We start from the raw sequence: 16151 nt of genomic DNA on the forward strand, positions 1-16151 counted from the left end.
ATGTATCATTACTTTTCTACAAAATTAAAGAATTTCTCTGATGAAGGATTTTATCATATTTTTTCTAAAAAGATTATGAAGAACATGATAGTTGGTGGAAAATCAAGATTAGATGAGGTTTTTAAGTTTTCTGGTAATAATATTAATATTGCAAATATAGTGCCAATAAAAATAAAACGTTATCTAGTATCACATTTTCCAAAAGTAAAAGATTGTTATAATGATAAAGAAACAATATTACGTAAAATATTAATGTTTAATAATAATTTTGATTTACAACAAAATACATCATTAAATATTAATGAAAATCTATCAAAATTTTATCAAAATAATAAAATACCAACTTTTTTATTACGTAATAAAAAAATATTTATGAATATTATTTAGAATTTTATAGCACTATTTATAATAGCATTGTAAATAAAATAGTATTGAATGATGAAATAGGAAAAAATCAATTTGATTTACCAAGATTTGAAGATTTTCACTTTAATATAAATATTCCATTTAATTTTCAAACCTTTTTTAAATATGATATTAATTTAAAATTTATTGAAGAAAGTAGTGAACCAATTATTGGTGGTCCATATCATTCTATTTTTATTAAAAAATTAATAAGAAATAATAGTGAAAATTGAGTGGCAGCCACTAATTTTAGTTTAACTTACAATGAAATATTAAAATTTTATAGTAGTGATAACTTTAGTTTTATTGATTATAAGTATTTAATTCATAGTCAAATAAAGCTATAAAATGTTTATACGTAGGTTACAAATTAGCATTTTAATTATTACTATCACTATTACATTAAGTATTATGTTATTTTTTATTACCTGAATTGTAAAATTAAAAAGGACACTTATATAAAAATTAAATTGTGTTAATTCTATAATTAAGAAAAGAAAGGAATTAGCACAATGTATAAGTATCTGACTATTGAATCAATAATAGCAATAAAAGAATATAAAAGTTATGGATTTTCGATTCGTAAAATAGCAAAAGCCATTGATTATAGTAAATCAACTGTACATAGAGTTTGTAGATTATTAAATCAAAACTTATTACCATTAGAAATATTGAATAAAATTCAAAAAAATAAACAAAATGCAGGTAGAAAATTAATAATTTTAACTTTAATAGAAATTAATACTATTAATCATTTGTTAATTACTAAAAATTATGCTCTTGATATAATTGCTAATTTTTTAAAGGAAAATAAAATAAAAAGTATTTCAACAAAAACTTTATATAACATGTTTAAAACAAATCGAATGGGTTTTGATGAAAATAACTTATTGAGAAAAGGAAAAAATAAACCTCACAAACAAAAAGAAACTAGGGGCAGAATTAATAATTGTAAGTCTATTCATGAAAGAAATTTAATCATTCCTAATATTAAAAATATAGAAGAATTTGGTCATTTAGAGGGTGATACTATCATTGGTAAAGATCATAAAAGTTCTATTATTACTTTAGCTGATATATGATCAAAAACCACAATTCCTTTAGCAACTAAAAATAATAAATCAGAAAATATTACAAAAAGTATAATAAAATTTATTTCAAAGTTACAAAAAGGAACAGTTAAAACTATTACTTTTGATCGTGGTAAAGAATTTAGTAAATGAAAATTAATCGAAAAAAATTGTAATGTTAAGATTTATTTTGCAGATCCTGGTAAACCTTGTCAAAGAGGTTTAAATGAAAATAATAATGGTATTTTAAGAAGATATTTACCAAAATCTACAGATCTATCTTCATATAAACAAAAAGATTTAAATACTATAGCATTTCAAATTAATTCTACACCCAGAAAATCACTATCTTATAAAAGACCAATAGATTTAATACAATTATTTTAAAAAACTGTCCCATTTATATTTACAATTCAGGTTATCAAAAATTTTTCAACTAATAAAAATTTAAATGAAATGGTAAAAGAATATAATGTAGAATTAGAGACCGTAGATGATAAAAAAGAAAATTTAAATCCAGACATAGTTGTAGAAGCTATTGATATTAAAAAATTAAATGAAAGTATTACAATTATTTTAGATAAAAATAGTACTATCTTAGCAAATCAGTCACAGATTATATATAAAATACAATTTAATCAAGATTTATTTCAATACATATTTTTAAAGTTAATTATTAAAACATTTCCACAATGAAAAATTAATAATTTTATTTTTCATTTTAATATTTTAAATAATGCTGTATGAGTTGAATATAATACTAATTTAAAACTAGATTATTTAGAATGATATTTTAAAATAACAAATAAAATTTAATGCTCTATGTTATACTAAGTATAACTATTAATAAAAATGATTTAAATTAGGAGTGAATTTATGAATATTTTAAGTGAAATTCATAAAATTGTTAAAGAGGATTATCCAGAAATTAAAGAAAAAATTACACCGAAAACTAAATTTAAAGATGTAAAAATTGACTCTCTTGGATTAGTAATGATTGTTCTTAAATTAGAAAAAGAGCATCATGTAAAAATTGATGATAATAAATTACTGGATTTACAAACAAAAACAATTCAAGATTTAATAAATGAAATTGAGAGATTAGAATCAGCAGAAAATAAAAAAAAGTAATATTATATTTTATTAGGAGATTAGTATGAATAAAAATTTTGAAAATATTATCCAAAAGTTGAAAGATAAAGACTATCGTTTAACTGATGTTCGTAAAGCAGTTATTAAAGTATTAACGCTTAAGCAACATGTTAGTATTAATGATATTATTAGTTTTTTAACAAAAGAAGGTAATGATAATATTAATATTATGAGTATTTATAATACTATTGATTTATTAATGACAGAACATATTATTCATGCTAATGTTTTTGAAGGAAAACAAATAATTTATGAACTATCAGAAAATACCGTTCATATTATTTGTAATTTTTGTAATAAAATTATTCATACCTCTTTCGAAGATAAACAACAAATTTCACCATTACAAGAAGAAAAACTTGAAAAATTAGCAACTAAAAATAATTTTTATTTTTCACATTATAAGTTAGAAATTCATGGAATTTGTGATAAATGTGAATTAAAAATAAAAAAAATGAAATTTTAATTGAACTTAAAACTTCTTTCGCGTAAAATTGAACATGTACTATTTAAATTAAATATTTTAGGGGTGTAGTTCAATGGTAGAACATCGGCCTTCAGATCCGAGTGTTGTGGGTTCGAGTCCTGCCACCCCTGCCATTATTAAAAATCACTTTTAAATGTTTCTCATAAAAGTGAATTTTTTATTATAATTTTGGTAATTTATCTTTATCTAAATTAAAAGCAACAAAACTGAAGGTTCCAATTCCTGTATGAGCACAAATTACATTTGCTAAATTAATAGTTTTGACGTTTTTAATGCCATAATCTTTAACAAATTTTGTAACTTTTTCTATTTCTTTTGCCTCAGCAAAAGCATGAATAATGTAAAAAAGAGTAATACTTTCTATTTTTTTACTTTTATTAATTTCTTTAAGAGTATTTTTAATAGCTTTATCTCATGTTCTTGTTTTATCAAATTTATCAATGGTTCCGTCAAAAGATAAAATTGGAGTTATTTTTAAAATAGTAGCTAAGGCTGCTGCTGATTTTGAAATTCTACCACCACGAACTAAATAATTTAAATCATAAGGTAAAATAAATGCTATATAGTTATCTCTTATTAATTTTAGTGCTTCTATAATATCATTAACATTATTTTTTTCGTTAAGTGACATTTGATATGCTTTTTTAACTAATAGTCAGTTAATAACTGAAACACCATTACTATCAAAAACAAAAACTTTATCTTTAAAATTAGATTCTTTTGATAACATAGTAGCAGTATTATATTGACCCGATAACCCCTTTGATAAAGGAATAAAAATAATCTTTTCAAATTTAGTTAAAGCATCTTCTCAAATTATACTCATTTGACCAAGTGGTGTTTGCGAAGTTTTGGCAGATTGTTTTTCATGAACTATTCTATTATAGAATTCTTCATCCTTTAGAATGTTAGGGTCATCAGTAGTGGTTGTATCATCACTAAAAGTGATTAATAATGGACAAAATCCAATATTCATTTCTTTTAAATCTTTAATTGAAAATCCTGAAGAGGAATCAGCAACAATACCAATTTTTTTTTTCAATTTTCTCACCCTAACTATAATATTTTTTACTTATTTATTAAATTATAACATATATTTTTTACTTAAAAATGGACTTTCATTGTCGAAAGATATATAAAATAGTTAATTATGTTGTTTTTGGAGTGGTTGATTCTTGCTTCTTAGATCTTTTTACCAGAACATTAATTTTAAAAAAACTGAATGTATTCTAAAAACAATTGTGTTATATAATTAACACTAATTTTGACATGAAAGGATTTTATTAATAAATTAAATATTTTTTCAAAATTAAAAATTATTAATGATGAAAAAAAATTTTCAATTAGATATCTAACAAAATATATTAAACCAAAACTATCAGCATATTACTTTTTAAAAATCAAGAAAAATTTATTAAAAAAGTTAAAAAATAAAACTCATTAAGTAATAAAAATAAAAAAATCCAAATAAATGAATGACTACTTAAAAACTCAAATCCATATTGAAATATTGATGAAAATATTAATGATGTAAATCAATATGTTGTGTTTTTTCTAATTATCAAAGAATATATTTTAAATTTCTAAAACCCCGATATTTTTATATCAAATCTGTTTTATTTCATAAATCATATAAAATAATTACATTATGAAAAATTTAAAGATTTAAAGAGAGGGTTATATTATGAAAAAGAAAATTATTAAAACAATCATTGCATCAACTGCATTAACTAGTGGTATTCCTGCTGAAAGTGGTACCTTAACTAAAATAGAAACTGAAACAGAAAATGAATTAGAAGAAAAAGATGAAAGAGTAAATTCTACAAAAAAAAGAGTTAAAAGGCAAACTCCACCAAGTTTACAAAAAACAATGACAACAATTAATATTGGTCAAATTGAAGCGAATGATAAACAACATATTATTCAAAGATTAAGAGAAATTAATCATCCAATTTTATCTAGAGAAGATTTTTTAGAAAATATTGAATTTGAAAACATTACAAATATTAATGCAACAGTGCATGCTGGTATTAACATTTACGATCAAAATCCCGCAAGAAATATTCCAAAAAATTTAAATTTTACTATTAACTTTACACCTCAAAGATTAACATTATCAAGTATTCTTATTAGAACTGAGTTAGGAGAATTGTTAGATAATGCACCATTAACAATAATAGAGAGACTAAATTTTTTAAATCCCGATTTGCATTTACGTTATCCTAGTTTTACAAATAGACATCCTATAGGCATAAATAATTTTCAAATTTTATCATAAAATGTTTATGATTTTCAACAGAATAATCCTTTAATTTTGTAGAAAAGTAATGATACATGATAAAGTGTTATTTTTAGAGAATTTTTACACTAAATAATGTTAATTTTAACAAATTTTTAATTAAAAATAATATTTTAAGTGTAAATTGATGAATAATTTTTGGTCATCGATACTTTTCTACATAATTAAAATAAAATTCTAAATTTTTATTTGTAATATTGGTGTTTAAAAGTTTAGAATGTATTCTTTTGTAATTATAAAACATAACATATTAGGCTTATTTCATAATTAAAATTTTAATTTTGGAATAAGTCAAAATAATAATTATGAAAATTTTTTTATTTTTAGTAAAATTAAGTGTAATATTAATAATATTATAAAGAAGTGGAAGTGACAAAATGAGTCAAAACATTATTTTTGCTTTTGAAATTATTGCCTTAATTATCGCTATATTATTAGTAATTTTAGGTTTATTACAAGGTAAAAAAAATCATAATGGACTTGGTGCTTTAAGTGGGGGTAATCAAGAATTATTTGCTAGTACTAAAGAACGTGGTTGAAGTAAGTTATTTTCTATTGCCACTTTAGTATTAGGTATATCGTTATTTACTATGGCAATAATAGTAAGAATTCTTATTAATACTATTGGAGTTATAAATTAATGATAATTATTTTATAAAAAGGCACACTAAAATGTGCCTTTTTATAAATTTTAAAAGATAGATTATAATTAATTATATAATTAGGATAAAGTTGGGATTGATTGAAATGAAGCAAGAGATTATTAATGAGTTACAAAATAGTATTACACCTTTATCAACGGTTGATTTAACAGTGAAACTTAATATTACTAATCATCATCAACAGCAAGAACTTATTGCTGATTTAGAAGAATTGAAAAATAGTGAAATTATTTTGGAAAATAAAGAACAACAATTTTATATGCTAAAAAATAATAATTTATTTATTGGCAAAATTCAAATTACTAAAAAAGGATTTGGATTTGTTAAATTATTAAATAGTGAAGAAGAATATTACGTTAATATAAAAAACATAAATAATGCGTTAAATAATGATGAAGTATTATGTAAGTTAGTAAAAATTAATAATCAGAATGATGAGGCTGTAGTATTAAAAATTATTAAACGTGATACTAATCTTCTTGTTGGTACTGTTATTGTTAATGCAGATACGAAAGTAAAAACATTATTAATTCAAAATGCAAAGTTACAACAGTATGAAGTTAATATTTTAAATCCTGATAAAGCGTTAGAAAATAATATTGTTGTTGCAAAAATTAAAAATTTTGAACAAAATATTTTTAATGTTACTATTACTAAAATCTTGGGTAATATTAATGATCCTGGTGTTGATATTTTAGCTGTTATTTATGAAATTGGCATTAAAGCACAATTTGATGTTGAAACATTAGCAGCAACAGATAAGGTGCCATTAACAGTTTTAGAATCAGATAAAATTGGTCGTATTGATTTGACTAAAGAGTTATTAGTTACAATTGATGGTAAAGATGCTAAAGATTTTGATGATGCTATTTGTGTTACTAAACTAGCTAATGGTAATTATCGTTTAATTGTAGCTATTGCTGATGTTAGTCATTATGTAACAGAAAATAGTCCTTTAGATGAAGAGGCATTTACTCGTGGTACATCTGTTTACTTAGCAGATCGTGTTATTCCTATGTTACCAACGCAGTTATCAAATGGTATTTGTTCTTTAAATGAACAAGTAGAACGTTTATGTATGGTTTGTGATATGGAAATTGATAAGAATGGTTTAACAGTAAAACATAAAATTTATCAGGCATTTATGAAATCAGCAAGAAGAATGAATTATGACGAAGTAAATGATGGATATAATGGTAAAAATCCAAATTTTATTAAAACACATCCACAAATTTGAGAAATGTTACTAAAAGCAAAAGAATTGCACCAAATTTTATGAAAGTTTAAACAAGATGCTGGAGTAATTGATTTTGAAATTAATGAAGCAAAAACAATTATTAACGACAATGGAGAAGTAACTGATATTATTTTAAGAACTCGTGATATCGCTGAAAAATTAATTGAAAGTTTTATGATTAGAGCTAATGAAGTAGTTGCTAAAACTGTATTTGATATGAAATTACCTTTTATTTATCGTGTTCATGAACATCCTCGTTCTAAAAAAATGCATCAAATGGTTACAATTCTGAAATTAATGGGCATTAAACTAAATCCAAAAATCACAAATATTAGTTCAAAAGATTTACAATTATTATTAAATTCTTTAAAACAATTACCAACATTTCAAATTTTATCAACTTTATTATTAAGAAGTATGGAAAAAGCACAGTATACTAATAAATGTATTGGCCATTTTGGACTTGCTAGTGATTATTATACACATTTTACTTCGCCAATTAGACGTTATCCTGATTTAATAGTTCATCGTTTATTGCGTCAATATATAGTTAAAAGAGAAATAAATGCTAAAATAATTGAGAAATATCAAAGTTTTACTAATTGAGCTGCTGAGCAATCTAGTAATATGGAATTAAAAGCATTAGAGTGTGAACGAGCTGTAGATCAAATGAAAAAAGCAGAATACATGATGCAATTTATTGGTCATAAATTTGAAGGTATAATTTCTAGTGTAACTGGCTTTGGATTATTTGTTGAGTTAGATAATACAATTGAGGGTTTAATTAGAATTGCAGACATGACTGATGATTATTATATTTTTAATGAAAAAGCGATGATTTTGTTTGGTGAAAGAAAACGAAAACAGTATGCTCTTGGTCAAAAGGTCAGTGTTCTTGTTAAAAGTGCAAATAAAGTTGCTAGAACTATTGATTTTATTTTAGAAGAAAATGGTCAGCAAAATAAAAACCGTGATAAAAATAATAATAATCAATCATCAAAAATGTATAAAGCAAATAATTTTAAATATAGAAAAAAGATAAAACTAAATGGTAAAGTTAAAAAAAAATAAAAGTGAAAAGAAAAATGGAGTAAAAAAATGAAAATACAAGGGCAAAAAAGATTAATTCAACAAAGCAATCTTAACATTGAATGCTATTATTATAATTATTTTAAATCGCCAGGCTTAAAACAATATCCGGATTTATTATGAGTTAATGAAGATTATAACTTAATTAAGCAAGTAAATATTGAACAAGATATTGTAATAAGATTAGCAACTAATTTATTTGAAGTTGGTCAAAAATTTAATTTGTTTGAAAATTTAGATTATTTTATTATGATGCCAAAAAAACCTACTTCAGTTAGTAGTTTAGAATTAGTAATAATTGAATTAGTTAAAATTATTAAAAAAAAATTAAATTATAAAATATTATTTATTAATAATATTTTCCAAGTTGATAACTACCGTAAATTTTGAGAAAATAAATTAAAAGTTAGCGAAAGACAAATGGAAATTACTAATAAGATTCATTTATTACCTAAATATATTAATTTTTTTAATAAAAAAAACATTATTATTATTGATGATATAGTTGCCTCGGGAATTTCTATTGCCCAAACTATTTTAGAAATTATCAATAATAATAATAATTTTAAAATTAAAGCTTTGTGTTATGGTTCAGTTTATAATTGAGAAGAAATTTATAAATAGTTAAAAGAGTTTCCTAATTTTTCTCTTTTTTTCTTCTAATGAGTCTGATTCAGATATATTATAAGAATCCTCAATATTATTTATAAATGCATAATTAATTTCAGCATTAATTTGATTTTTAGCAATAAGTTTTAAAATAAAATCAGCAGTATCTGCTTCTAAAGCAAATGTGTAAATTTCAAATTCATCTTCATTAATAATTTCCGTTTTAGTAGAAATTTTTAAAATATGATTTTGTTCATCAATAATAATTTTGCAAACCTCAAGTTTTTTACCAGTTAAAATCTTATAAATAATTACTTTATCATTATTATTTTTATCAAAACCCAAATCGCCTTGATAAAATTGACTATTTTTTACTGCTGTTGCTTTACTATTTAACTCTCCTGCCATGTCCTTAGACTCCTTTCAGTTGTTTATTAATATATAAAATTAACAAAAACCCGTAAAACAAATATAAAATCTATTTCTTGAGTCGCTATACAACAAATATTAATTTTATGTTTAATTTTACATTAATCATTTCTAGAAAAACTATTGATTAATCTAACCTTCATTAGATTATAGCATGTTCTTAATAAAAAACAAATTTAAGTAAGTATTTCAGTATTTATGAAATTATTATTATATAATCTAATTATAAAGTTTATGAAAATAATGGTGGAAACAATGAAAATAATTGCAAAAAATAAAAAAGCGTACTTTAATTATAAATTATTAGAAAAATTAGAAGTGGGAATTGTTTTGACTGGTTCTGAAATTAAATCAATTCGTTTAGGTAATGTATCTTTACAGGATAGTTATGTAACTTTTAGTAATAATGAAGCTTATATTATTAATATGAACATTACTACTTATAAATTTACTACTAGTTATATACTTGATCCATTAAGAAAAAGAAAATTACTTTTAAATGCTCGTGAAATTAAAAAAATTCAACAAGAACAAAAGCAAAAAAACTTAACTGTTGTTCCAACAATGATATATTTAAATAGTAAAAGTAGAGCAAAGTTAGAAATAGCATTGGCTCGTGGTAAAAAAAATTATGATAAAAGAGAGACCATTAAAAATCGTGATGCAGTAAGACAAATCAAAAAATAATAATTTAATTAAGAAAGGAAAAAACTATGATAATATGATTACCTTTCTTAATAATCTTTTGTTTATTTACAAGTTTTTATTTATTTTGGCAATGTTTAGTAATCTGTGTAACTTACAAAAATAACTATGTTTAATTAATTCTAGTAAATATAATTAAATGACTAGAAAGAGTGAGTTACAGATGGCTAAAAAACAAAATATTAATAATAATGATCCAATATCAAAAGCAGTAGATTTATTATTAGAAAATACTTTTAATTATGTAGAAAAGTATGGATGACCAAAAATTATTCATCAATTTACACTTAAAATATTATTTTTAATTAAAAATTTGTTAAAAGTAACATTATTTAGTGTAAAAATTCTCTAAAAATAACACTTTATCATGTATAATTACTTTTCTACAAAATTAAAGGAAAATACTGAAGATTTAACAACAGTTTTTAAAGAAGGGGGTTTATATAAAGAATTAACAAAACGTTTAGTTGAAAAAATGTTGAATTCTGAAATGCAAAATTATTTAGGATATGAAAAAAATCAACATAGTAATACTGAAAATGCTCGTAATGGTACAAGTTCAAAAAAATTAATAACTCAACAAGGTAAAATTGAGATTGATGTACCAAGAGATCGCAATAGTGATTTTACTCCTGTAATAGTTGCAAAAAGACAGCGAAGATTTGATGGTTTTGATCAACAAGTGCTTTCACTATATGCAAAAGGTATGACTCTATCTGACATTAGAATGCAGTTACAAGAGTTATATCATGGTGCTGATATTAGTGAAAGTGTTATTAGTCAAATTACTGATGATGTTATTGATGATGTCAAAGCATGACAAAATCGACCATTAGAAAGCATTTATCCGATTGTTTATTTTGATTGTATAGTAGTTAAAGTTCGACAAGATAAACGGATTATTAATAAATCAGTTTATATAGCATTAGGAGTTGATTTAGAAGGTAAAAAAGATGTTTTAGGCTTATGAATTAGTGAAAATGAAGGTGCTAAATTTTGATTAGCTAATTTCACAGAAATGAAAAATCGAGGCTTAAATGATATTTTGATTGCTTGTAGTGATAATTTAACAGGCATGTCAGAAGCAATACAAGCAGTTTATCCTAAAACAGAACATCAATTATGCATTGTTCATCAAATTCGAAATAGTTTAAAATATGTTTCATACAAACATCGAAAAACTCTAGTTACAGATTTAAAACCAATTTATAGTGCATGTAGTGAAGAACAAGCAATGCAAGCTTTAGAATCATTTGAAAGTAAATGAAATAAACAATATCCCCAAATTGCTAAATCTTGATATAAAAATTGAGAAAATTTGATGATTTTTATTAGTTATCCTGCAGAAATCAAAAGAGTAATTTATACAACAAATGCTATTGAATCTGTTAATAGTCAATTACGAAAAGTTATTAGAAACAAAAAAGCTTTTCCTAATGATATGTCAGTTTTTAAAATATTTTATTTAGCAATTGAAAATATAACAAAAAAATGAACATTGCCTATTCAAAATTGAAATACAGCAATTGCTCATTTTATGATAAAATTTGAAGACAGAATTAATCTGAACTAGTACTTTGTAAAACAAAGATACACAGATTTCTAAAAAGCCTCTTTATTTTTTCTTTTTAAGCAAAAGATAAATAAGTGGCAATGATTATTTATTAGTTATTATTTTTTTCTTTATCTTGGTATTAATAGTTTAAAAGCTATTAATAATTTTTTAGTTTTATCATTAACTAATTTAGTAACTGAAGCAATTAGTATTACAGTGATTATTTCGCTTACTGTAATTATTTTTGCTATACCAGCTACTTTTTTTTACTGCAAAATTTAAAAAAAAGAAAGTTGTATATTTGATGAATGCATAGTTGACTTTTAGTTACTTGCTGTTTAGTTTTAATTGTACCAAATTTTTGATCTTTGATTTTGTTAAATATTGCGTTAGGAATGAGTACTGCATCATTGGGAGTTCATGAATTAATGTTCAATGAACAATATTTTGTAAAATCACATGCTTTTTTAACTTTTACTATACTTATTGTTCCGGGATTATTGGCAAGTTTAATTATTATACCAATTAATATGCTTACGCTTAATATTTCAACTATTACAATTTCAAAAATCAGTTATTTTATTATTGCTGCTTTGTGTTTTTTCATTTTGACTTTTTTCATGTCTTTTCTTTTGCGAGAAGATCCAAAAAATATGGGTATGCATGATGAAATAGTTTTAAAAAAAATTAAAACTTTTTCTCAATGAAAAATAATAATTTTAATTATGTTTGGATTAACTATTTATTTAATTTATTATTTAATGAATTCTCAATTTTTTAATTATAAAATAAGTAATATTGATCAAAGATGGCATGTTTATAAAACTTTATTTACTACTTTGCCACAAGTAATTGGTGTTTTTTTATTGGGATGATGATTATATTATTTTTTCAGTGCTAATATTGCTTTATATTTTGGTTTTGGAATTTATATAGTAAGTATTATTATTAGTTGGGACGGTAACAAAAACGGAGGATATAATTACTTTTTAAACATTTCTTTTAAATTATAGACAAGAAATAATTGTAATTATATGCAATTGTAAATTTATCTTGCTACTAAATTAAATTAATTTCAATTAAAATACAAATATTAAAAAATCAATAATAAAATTAATATTTATACACAACAAAAATTCTTATTAACTTTTAATTTAATAAGTTTTTAATATTTCCTGAATTGTAAAATTAAAAAGGACACTTATATAAAAATTAAATTGTGTTAATTCTATAATTAAGAAAAGAAAGGAATTAGCACAATGTATAAGTATCTGACTATTGAATCAATAATAGCAATAAAAGAATATAAAAGTTATGGATTTTCGATTCGTAAAATAGCAAAAGCCATTGATTATAGTAAATCAACTGTACATAGAGTTTGTAGATTATTAAATCAAAACTTATTACCATTAGAAATATTGAATAAAATTCAAAAAAATAAACAAAATGCAGGTAGAAAATTAATAATTTTAACTTTAATAGAAATTAATACTATTAATCATTTGTTAATTACTAAAAATTATGCTCTTGATATAATTGCTAATTTTTTAAAGGAAAATAAAATAAAAAGTATTTCAACAAAAACTTTATATAACATGTTTAAAACAAATCGAATGGGTTTTGATGAAAATAACTTATTGAGAAAAGGAAAAAATAAACCTCACAAACAAAAAGAAACTAGGGGCAGAATTAATAATTGTAAGTCTATTCATGAAAGAAATTTAATCATTCCTAATATTAAAAATATAGAAGAATTTGGTCATTTAGAGGGTGATACTATCATTGGTAAAGATCATAAAAGTTCTATTATTACTTTAGCTGATATATGATCAAAAACCACAATTCCTTTAGCAACTAAAAATAATAAATCAGAAAATATTACAAAAAGTATAATAAAATTTATTTCAAAGTTACAAAAAGGAACAGTTAAAACTATTACTTTTGATCGTGGTAAAGAATTTAGTAAATGAAAATTAATCGAAAAAAATTGTAATGTTAAGATTTATTTTGCAGATCCTGGTAAACCTTGTCAAAGAGGTTTAAATGAAAATAATAATGGTATTTTAAGAAGATATTTACCAAAATCTACAGATCTATCTTCATATAAACAAAAAGATTTAAATACTATAGCATTTCAAATTAATTCTACACCCAGAAAATCACTATCTTATAAAAGACCAATAGATTTAATACAATTATTTTAAAAAACTGTCCCATTTATATTTACAATTCAGGAATAAATTAATATTTTGTAAATTTATTTCTTGTTTATTAGTTATTAAAATTAAATCATAATTTCCAGCACCAAATATGCCACTAATTTCAATCCGATTTAAGTTATTAATCACATTTTTAATTTGTAGTTCAAATTTATTATCATTATCAATTTGTAATATTTTTTCATAAAATTCCTTTAATTTTGTAGAAAAGTAATGATACATGATAAAGTGTTATTTTTAGAGAATTTTTACACTAAATAATGTTACTTTTAACAAATTTTTAATTAAAAATAATATTTTAAGTGTAAATTGATGAATAATTTTTGGTCATCCATACTTTTCTACATAATTAAAATAAAATTCTAATTTTGAAAATAATTGTGATTTATTTGAACCATATAAACTTAAAGCATTTTCAATTTTAGTTTTATCAATAATTACTCTTGTAAAATATTTTCCATATTCTCCATTCCCTAATGTTCAATCAGCAGGAATTAATGAAGGTATATTATTGCTTTCTAATTCATTTGTAATAGATAATCAGTTAAATTGATTATCATCAAGTTTAAATAATTCATTTTGGCTAATGTCATCATTTTTTAACTTAATATTATTTATATCTGTAAAATCAAAATATTCAGATTTTAATATTACTTTTGCATCTTTAAATTCTCAAACTTTATCTGGTGTGGAATGTATAGGATTGGATTTTAATTCAAAATAATAAGGTAATAATAGTTTGTAATCATCATTTAAGCCTTTATTAATTGACATATTTGAATAAATATTATTTGATAGCATAATTATTAATTGTTTAAAAATTTTTACTTGTTCTAAATTTATATAATTTGGATAATCTAATTTTCATTCTTTAAATAAATTAGTAATAACATCATCAGGTTTTTGACCTTCAAACTTTCCACGCATTCTATCTAAATCATTTAATTGATTTGGATTTAATGTTGCACCATCAAAATTTCTATTATATGTATATGTATAAGTTAGCATATCTAATAATACTTTTTGTAAACTATCAACTGTTGGCGCATCTTGTATTTCAATTTCTATATCGTCAAATCTGTTATTGGTTGCAACATATTGATAAAATTGGCTTTCACCTGGAAAATTTCAAACTTCTTTATCTTTTAATTCCTTTTCTTTCTTTAATGGTCACTGACCATTTCAAACAGTACCCATTTCATATCCTAATCAAGCATGAGTTACTCTTGCATTATTAATAATTTCTTTTCTTGTTTCTTTACCTTCACCAATAGCAATTAAATCTAAAACTGATTTTTCTTGTCCAATAAATTGTTTTGCTAAATTTCATGGTAAAATTTGTTCACTAAATCATTGTTGTAATATTCTAACTTTTGGTTGAGTTTCAATAGGCATTGATAATAGCGGAAATGCTATCTTATCTTTTTAACAAACAACTTTGGGTATACTTCCATATTGTCAACTTCACCAAGTACCTTTATATTGCCAAAAATCATGCTTCTAGGGGCTTTAATTTTTAAACCAATAACTTTGGTATCTTTATCTAATGGTTTTTGTAATTTAATAATGATTGGATAACCATCTCTTGTTTTAAAATCTTTAATTTTAATAATAGTAATACTTTTAGTACTTCTTGTTTTTGGATTTTGATAAGGTTGTGAATAATTATTAATAATATATAAATTATCAATATTATTTTCAGTTAATGGTTCATTAATAGACACTGCATATAACTTAAATTGATTTAATAAATTTATTTCTTGAAAAATTAAGTTTTTAATATCAGTCATACTATATTCAATAGTATTATCATTAATATTAGTACTTGCTCTTTGATTTAATTGCATAGTAAAGTCTGATGTTTCAACACCAGTAGTTTTTAATACTTTATCAATATCAATAAAACCTATTTTAATAGTATTTGTTGAAAATCTTAAACTATTATTTTCATTGTTTTTAAATAAACGTTCAATTTCATAAATATAAATTGTTCTTTTTTTAAATTCATCGTATGCTCTATTAATATCTGGGTCACTAGTAGCACTCATCATATTTGTAAAGTCATAAGGAATATTATCAATTAGGTGAGTTTAAAATAGTATCTAAAACAATTTGTTCATAAATAACATCTAATGCTTTAATTTTATCCATTACTTTATCACAATCTGCTAACTCATTGGCTTTATTTCGCATGATTGCTATGGGTATATAGTTAATATTTAATGTTTGTTCT

At 22.5% G+C, this 16151-nt stretch carries 21 protein-coding genes and 1 tRNA gene; 16 read left to right on the forward strand and 6 right to left on the reverse strand.

What is annotated here, in order from left to right:
- From AAHH39_RS02145 to AAHH39_RS02175, 7 genes are all read left to right on the forward strand, one after another.
- Positions 1 to 387 (forward strand): hypothetical protein, encoded by a 387-nt coding sequence (locus AAHH39_RS02145; RefSeq protein ID WP_342218684.1) that lies wholly within the window; start codon positions 1 to 3, stop codon positions 385 to 387.
- A 44-nt stretch (positions 388 to 431) separates the two neighbouring features.
- A complete protein-coding gene (locus AAHH39_RS02150) occupies positions 432 to 752 on the forward strand; it encodes a hypothetical protein (protein ID WP_342218685.1) in 321 nt (106 codons plus the stop codon).
- A gap of 165 nt (positions 753 to 917) precedes the next feature.
- Positions 918 to 1862, forward strand: a complete 945-nt coding sequence (locus AAHH39_RS02155; RefSeq protein ID WP_342217458.1) for an IS30 family transposase — start codon at positions 918 to 920, stop codon at positions 1860 to 1862.
- Between the two features lie 69 nt (positions 1863 to 1931).
- Positions 1932 to 2291 carry a hypothetical protein gene (locus AAHH39_RS02160; RefSeq protein WP_342218686.1) on the forward strand — a complete coding sequence of 120 codons (360 nt, stop codon included), beginning with the start codon at positions 1932 to 1934 and terminating at the stop codon, positions 2289 to 2291.
- A gap of 60 nt (positions 2292 to 2351) precedes the next feature.
- On the forward strand, positions 2352 to 2606 hold the full coding sequence (locus AAHH39_RS02165; RefSeq protein ID WP_342218687.1) for an acyl carrier protein: 255 nt from the start codon (positions 2352 to 2354) through the stop codon (positions 2604 to 2606).
- Positions 2607 to 2631: 25 nt separating this feature from the next.
- Entirely contained in the window at positions 2632 to 3093 is a 462-nt protein-coding gene (locus tag AAHH39_RS02170) for a Fur family transcriptional regulator (RefSeq protein ID WP_342218688.1), read from the forward strand.
- A 59-nt stretch (positions 3094 to 3152) separates the two neighbouring features.
- Positions 3153 to 3227 (forward strand) — tRNA-Trp (locus AAHH39_RS02175).
- Positions 3228 to 3274: 47 nt separating this feature from the next.
- Here the strand turns inward: AAHH39_RS02175 and AAHH39_RS02180 are convergent.
- Positions 3275 to 4156, reverse strand: a complete 882-nt coding sequence (locus AAHH39_RS02180; protein WP_342218689.1) for a DegV family protein — start codon at positions 4154 to 4156, stop codon at positions 3275 to 3277.
- A gap of 642 nt (positions 4157 to 4798) precedes the next feature.
- Between AAHH39_RS02180 and AAHH39_RS02185 the strand changes: the two genes are divergently transcribed.
- Entirely contained in the window at positions 4799 to 5392 is a 594-nt protein-coding gene (locus AAHH39_RS02185; protein ID WP_342218690.1) for a hypothetical protein, read from the forward strand.
- A gap of 73 nt (positions 5393 to 5465) precedes the next feature.
- Here the strand turns inward: AAHH39_RS02185 and AAHH39_RS02190 are convergent, their stop codons facing one another.
- On the reverse strand, positions 5466 to 5657 hold the full coding sequence (locus tag AAHH39_RS02190) for a hypothetical protein (protein ID WP_342218691.1): 192 nt from the start codon (positions 5655 to 5657) through the stop codon (positions 5466 to 5468).
- 133 nt (positions 5658 to 5790) lie between these two features.
- On the opposite strand from AAHH39_RS02190, the gene secG reads away from it, so the two are divergent.
- From secG to AAHH39_RS02205, 3 genes are all read left to right on the forward strand, one after another.
- On the forward strand, positions 5791 to 6054 hold the full coding sequence (gene secG / locus AAHH39_RS02195) for a preprotein translocase subunit SecG (protein WP_174480339.1): 264 nt from the start codon (positions 5791 to 5793) through the stop codon (positions 6052 to 6054).
- A gap of 106 nt (positions 6055 to 6160) precedes the next feature.
- Positions 6161 to 8383, forward strand: a complete 2223-nt coding sequence (gene rnr / locus AAHH39_RS02200) for a ribonuclease R (RefSeq protein WP_342218692.1) — start codon at positions 6161 to 6163, stop codon at positions 8381 to 8383.
- A gap of 27 nt (positions 8384 to 8410) precedes the next feature.
- Positions 8411 to 9025, forward strand: a complete 615-nt coding sequence (locus AAHH39_RS02205) for a hypothetical protein (protein WP_342218693.1) — start codon at positions 8411 to 8413, stop codon at positions 9023 to 9025.
- Here the strand turns inward: AAHH39_RS02205 and AAHH39_RS02210 are convergent, their stop codons facing one another.
- Entirely contained in the window at positions 9026 to 9418 is a 393-nt protein-coding gene (locus AAHH39_RS02210) for a hypothetical protein (RefSeq protein ID WP_342218694.1), read from the reverse strand.
- 276 nt (positions 9419 to 9694) lie between these two features.
- On the opposite strand from AAHH39_RS02210, the gene smpB reads away from it, so the two are divergent.
- The 5 genes from smpB to AAHH39_RS02235 all read left to right on the forward strand — a co-directional run bounded on the left by smpB (position 9695) and on the right by AAHH39_RS02235 (position 13903).
- Complete coding sequence (smpB, locus tag AAHH39_RS02215; RefSeq protein WP_342218695.1) at positions 9695 to 10126, forward strand: SsrA-binding protein; 432 nt, start codon at positions 9695 to 9697, stop codon at positions 10124 to 10126.
- A 157-nt stretch (positions 10127 to 10283) separates the two neighbouring features.
- On the forward strand, positions 10284 to 10496 hold the full coding sequence (locus tag AAHH39_RS02220) for a hypothetical protein (RefSeq protein WP_342217499.1): 213 nt from the start codon (positions 10284 to 10286) through the stop codon (positions 10494 to 10496).
- A 15-nt stretch (positions 10497 to 10511) separates the two neighbouring features.
- Positions 10512 to 11717 carry an IS256 family transposase gene (locus AAHH39_RS02225; protein WP_342218696.1) on the forward strand — a complete coding sequence of 402 codons (1206 nt, stop codon included), beginning with the start codon at positions 10512 to 10514 and terminating at the stop codon, positions 11715 to 11717.
- Positions 11718 to 12094: 377 nt separating this feature from the next.
- Entirely contained in the window at positions 12095 to 12712 is a 618-nt protein-coding gene (locus AAHH39_RS02230; RefSeq protein ID WP_342218697.1) for a hypothetical protein, read from the forward strand.
- Positions 12713 to 12958: 246 nt separating this feature from the next.
- A complete protein-coding gene (locus tag AAHH39_RS02235) occupies positions 12959 to 13903 on the forward strand; it encodes an IS30 family transposase (protein ID WP_342217458.1) in 945 nt (314 codons plus the stop codon).
- Here the strand turns inward: AAHH39_RS02235 and AAHH39_RS02240 are convergent.
- The 3 genes from AAHH39_RS02240 to AAHH39_RS02250 are packed head-to-tail and all read right to left on the reverse strand — an operon-like array spanning position 13895 to position 15969.
- Positions 13895 to 14140 carry a hypothetical protein gene (locus AAHH39_RS02240; RefSeq protein WP_342218698.1) on the reverse strand — a complete coding sequence of 82 codons (246 nt, stop codon included), beginning with the start codon at positions 14138 to 14140 and terminating at the stop codon, positions 13895 to 13897. The two genes, AAHH39_RS02235 and AAHH39_RS02240, sit on opposite strands and share 9 nt — an antisense overlap.
- A gap of 15 nt (positions 14141 to 14155) precedes the next feature.
- Complete coding sequence (locus AAHH39_RS02245; RefSeq protein ID WP_342218699.1) at positions 14156 to 15313, reverse strand: hypothetical protein; 1158 nt, start codon at positions 15311 to 15313, stop codon at positions 14156 to 14158.
- 17 nt (positions 15314 to 15330) lie between these two features.
- A complete protein-coding gene (locus AAHH39_RS02250; RefSeq protein WP_342218700.1) occupies positions 15331 to 15969 on the reverse strand; it encodes a hypothetical protein in 639 nt (212 codons plus the stop codon).
- Positions 15970 to 16151 lie beyond the last annotated feature (182 nt).

The organism is Spiroplasma endosymbiont of Amphimallon solstitiale, assembly GCF_964030965.1.
Classification (GTDB): domain Bacteria; phylum Bacillota_I; class Bacilli_A; order Mycoplasmatales; family VBWQ01; genus Spiroplasma_E.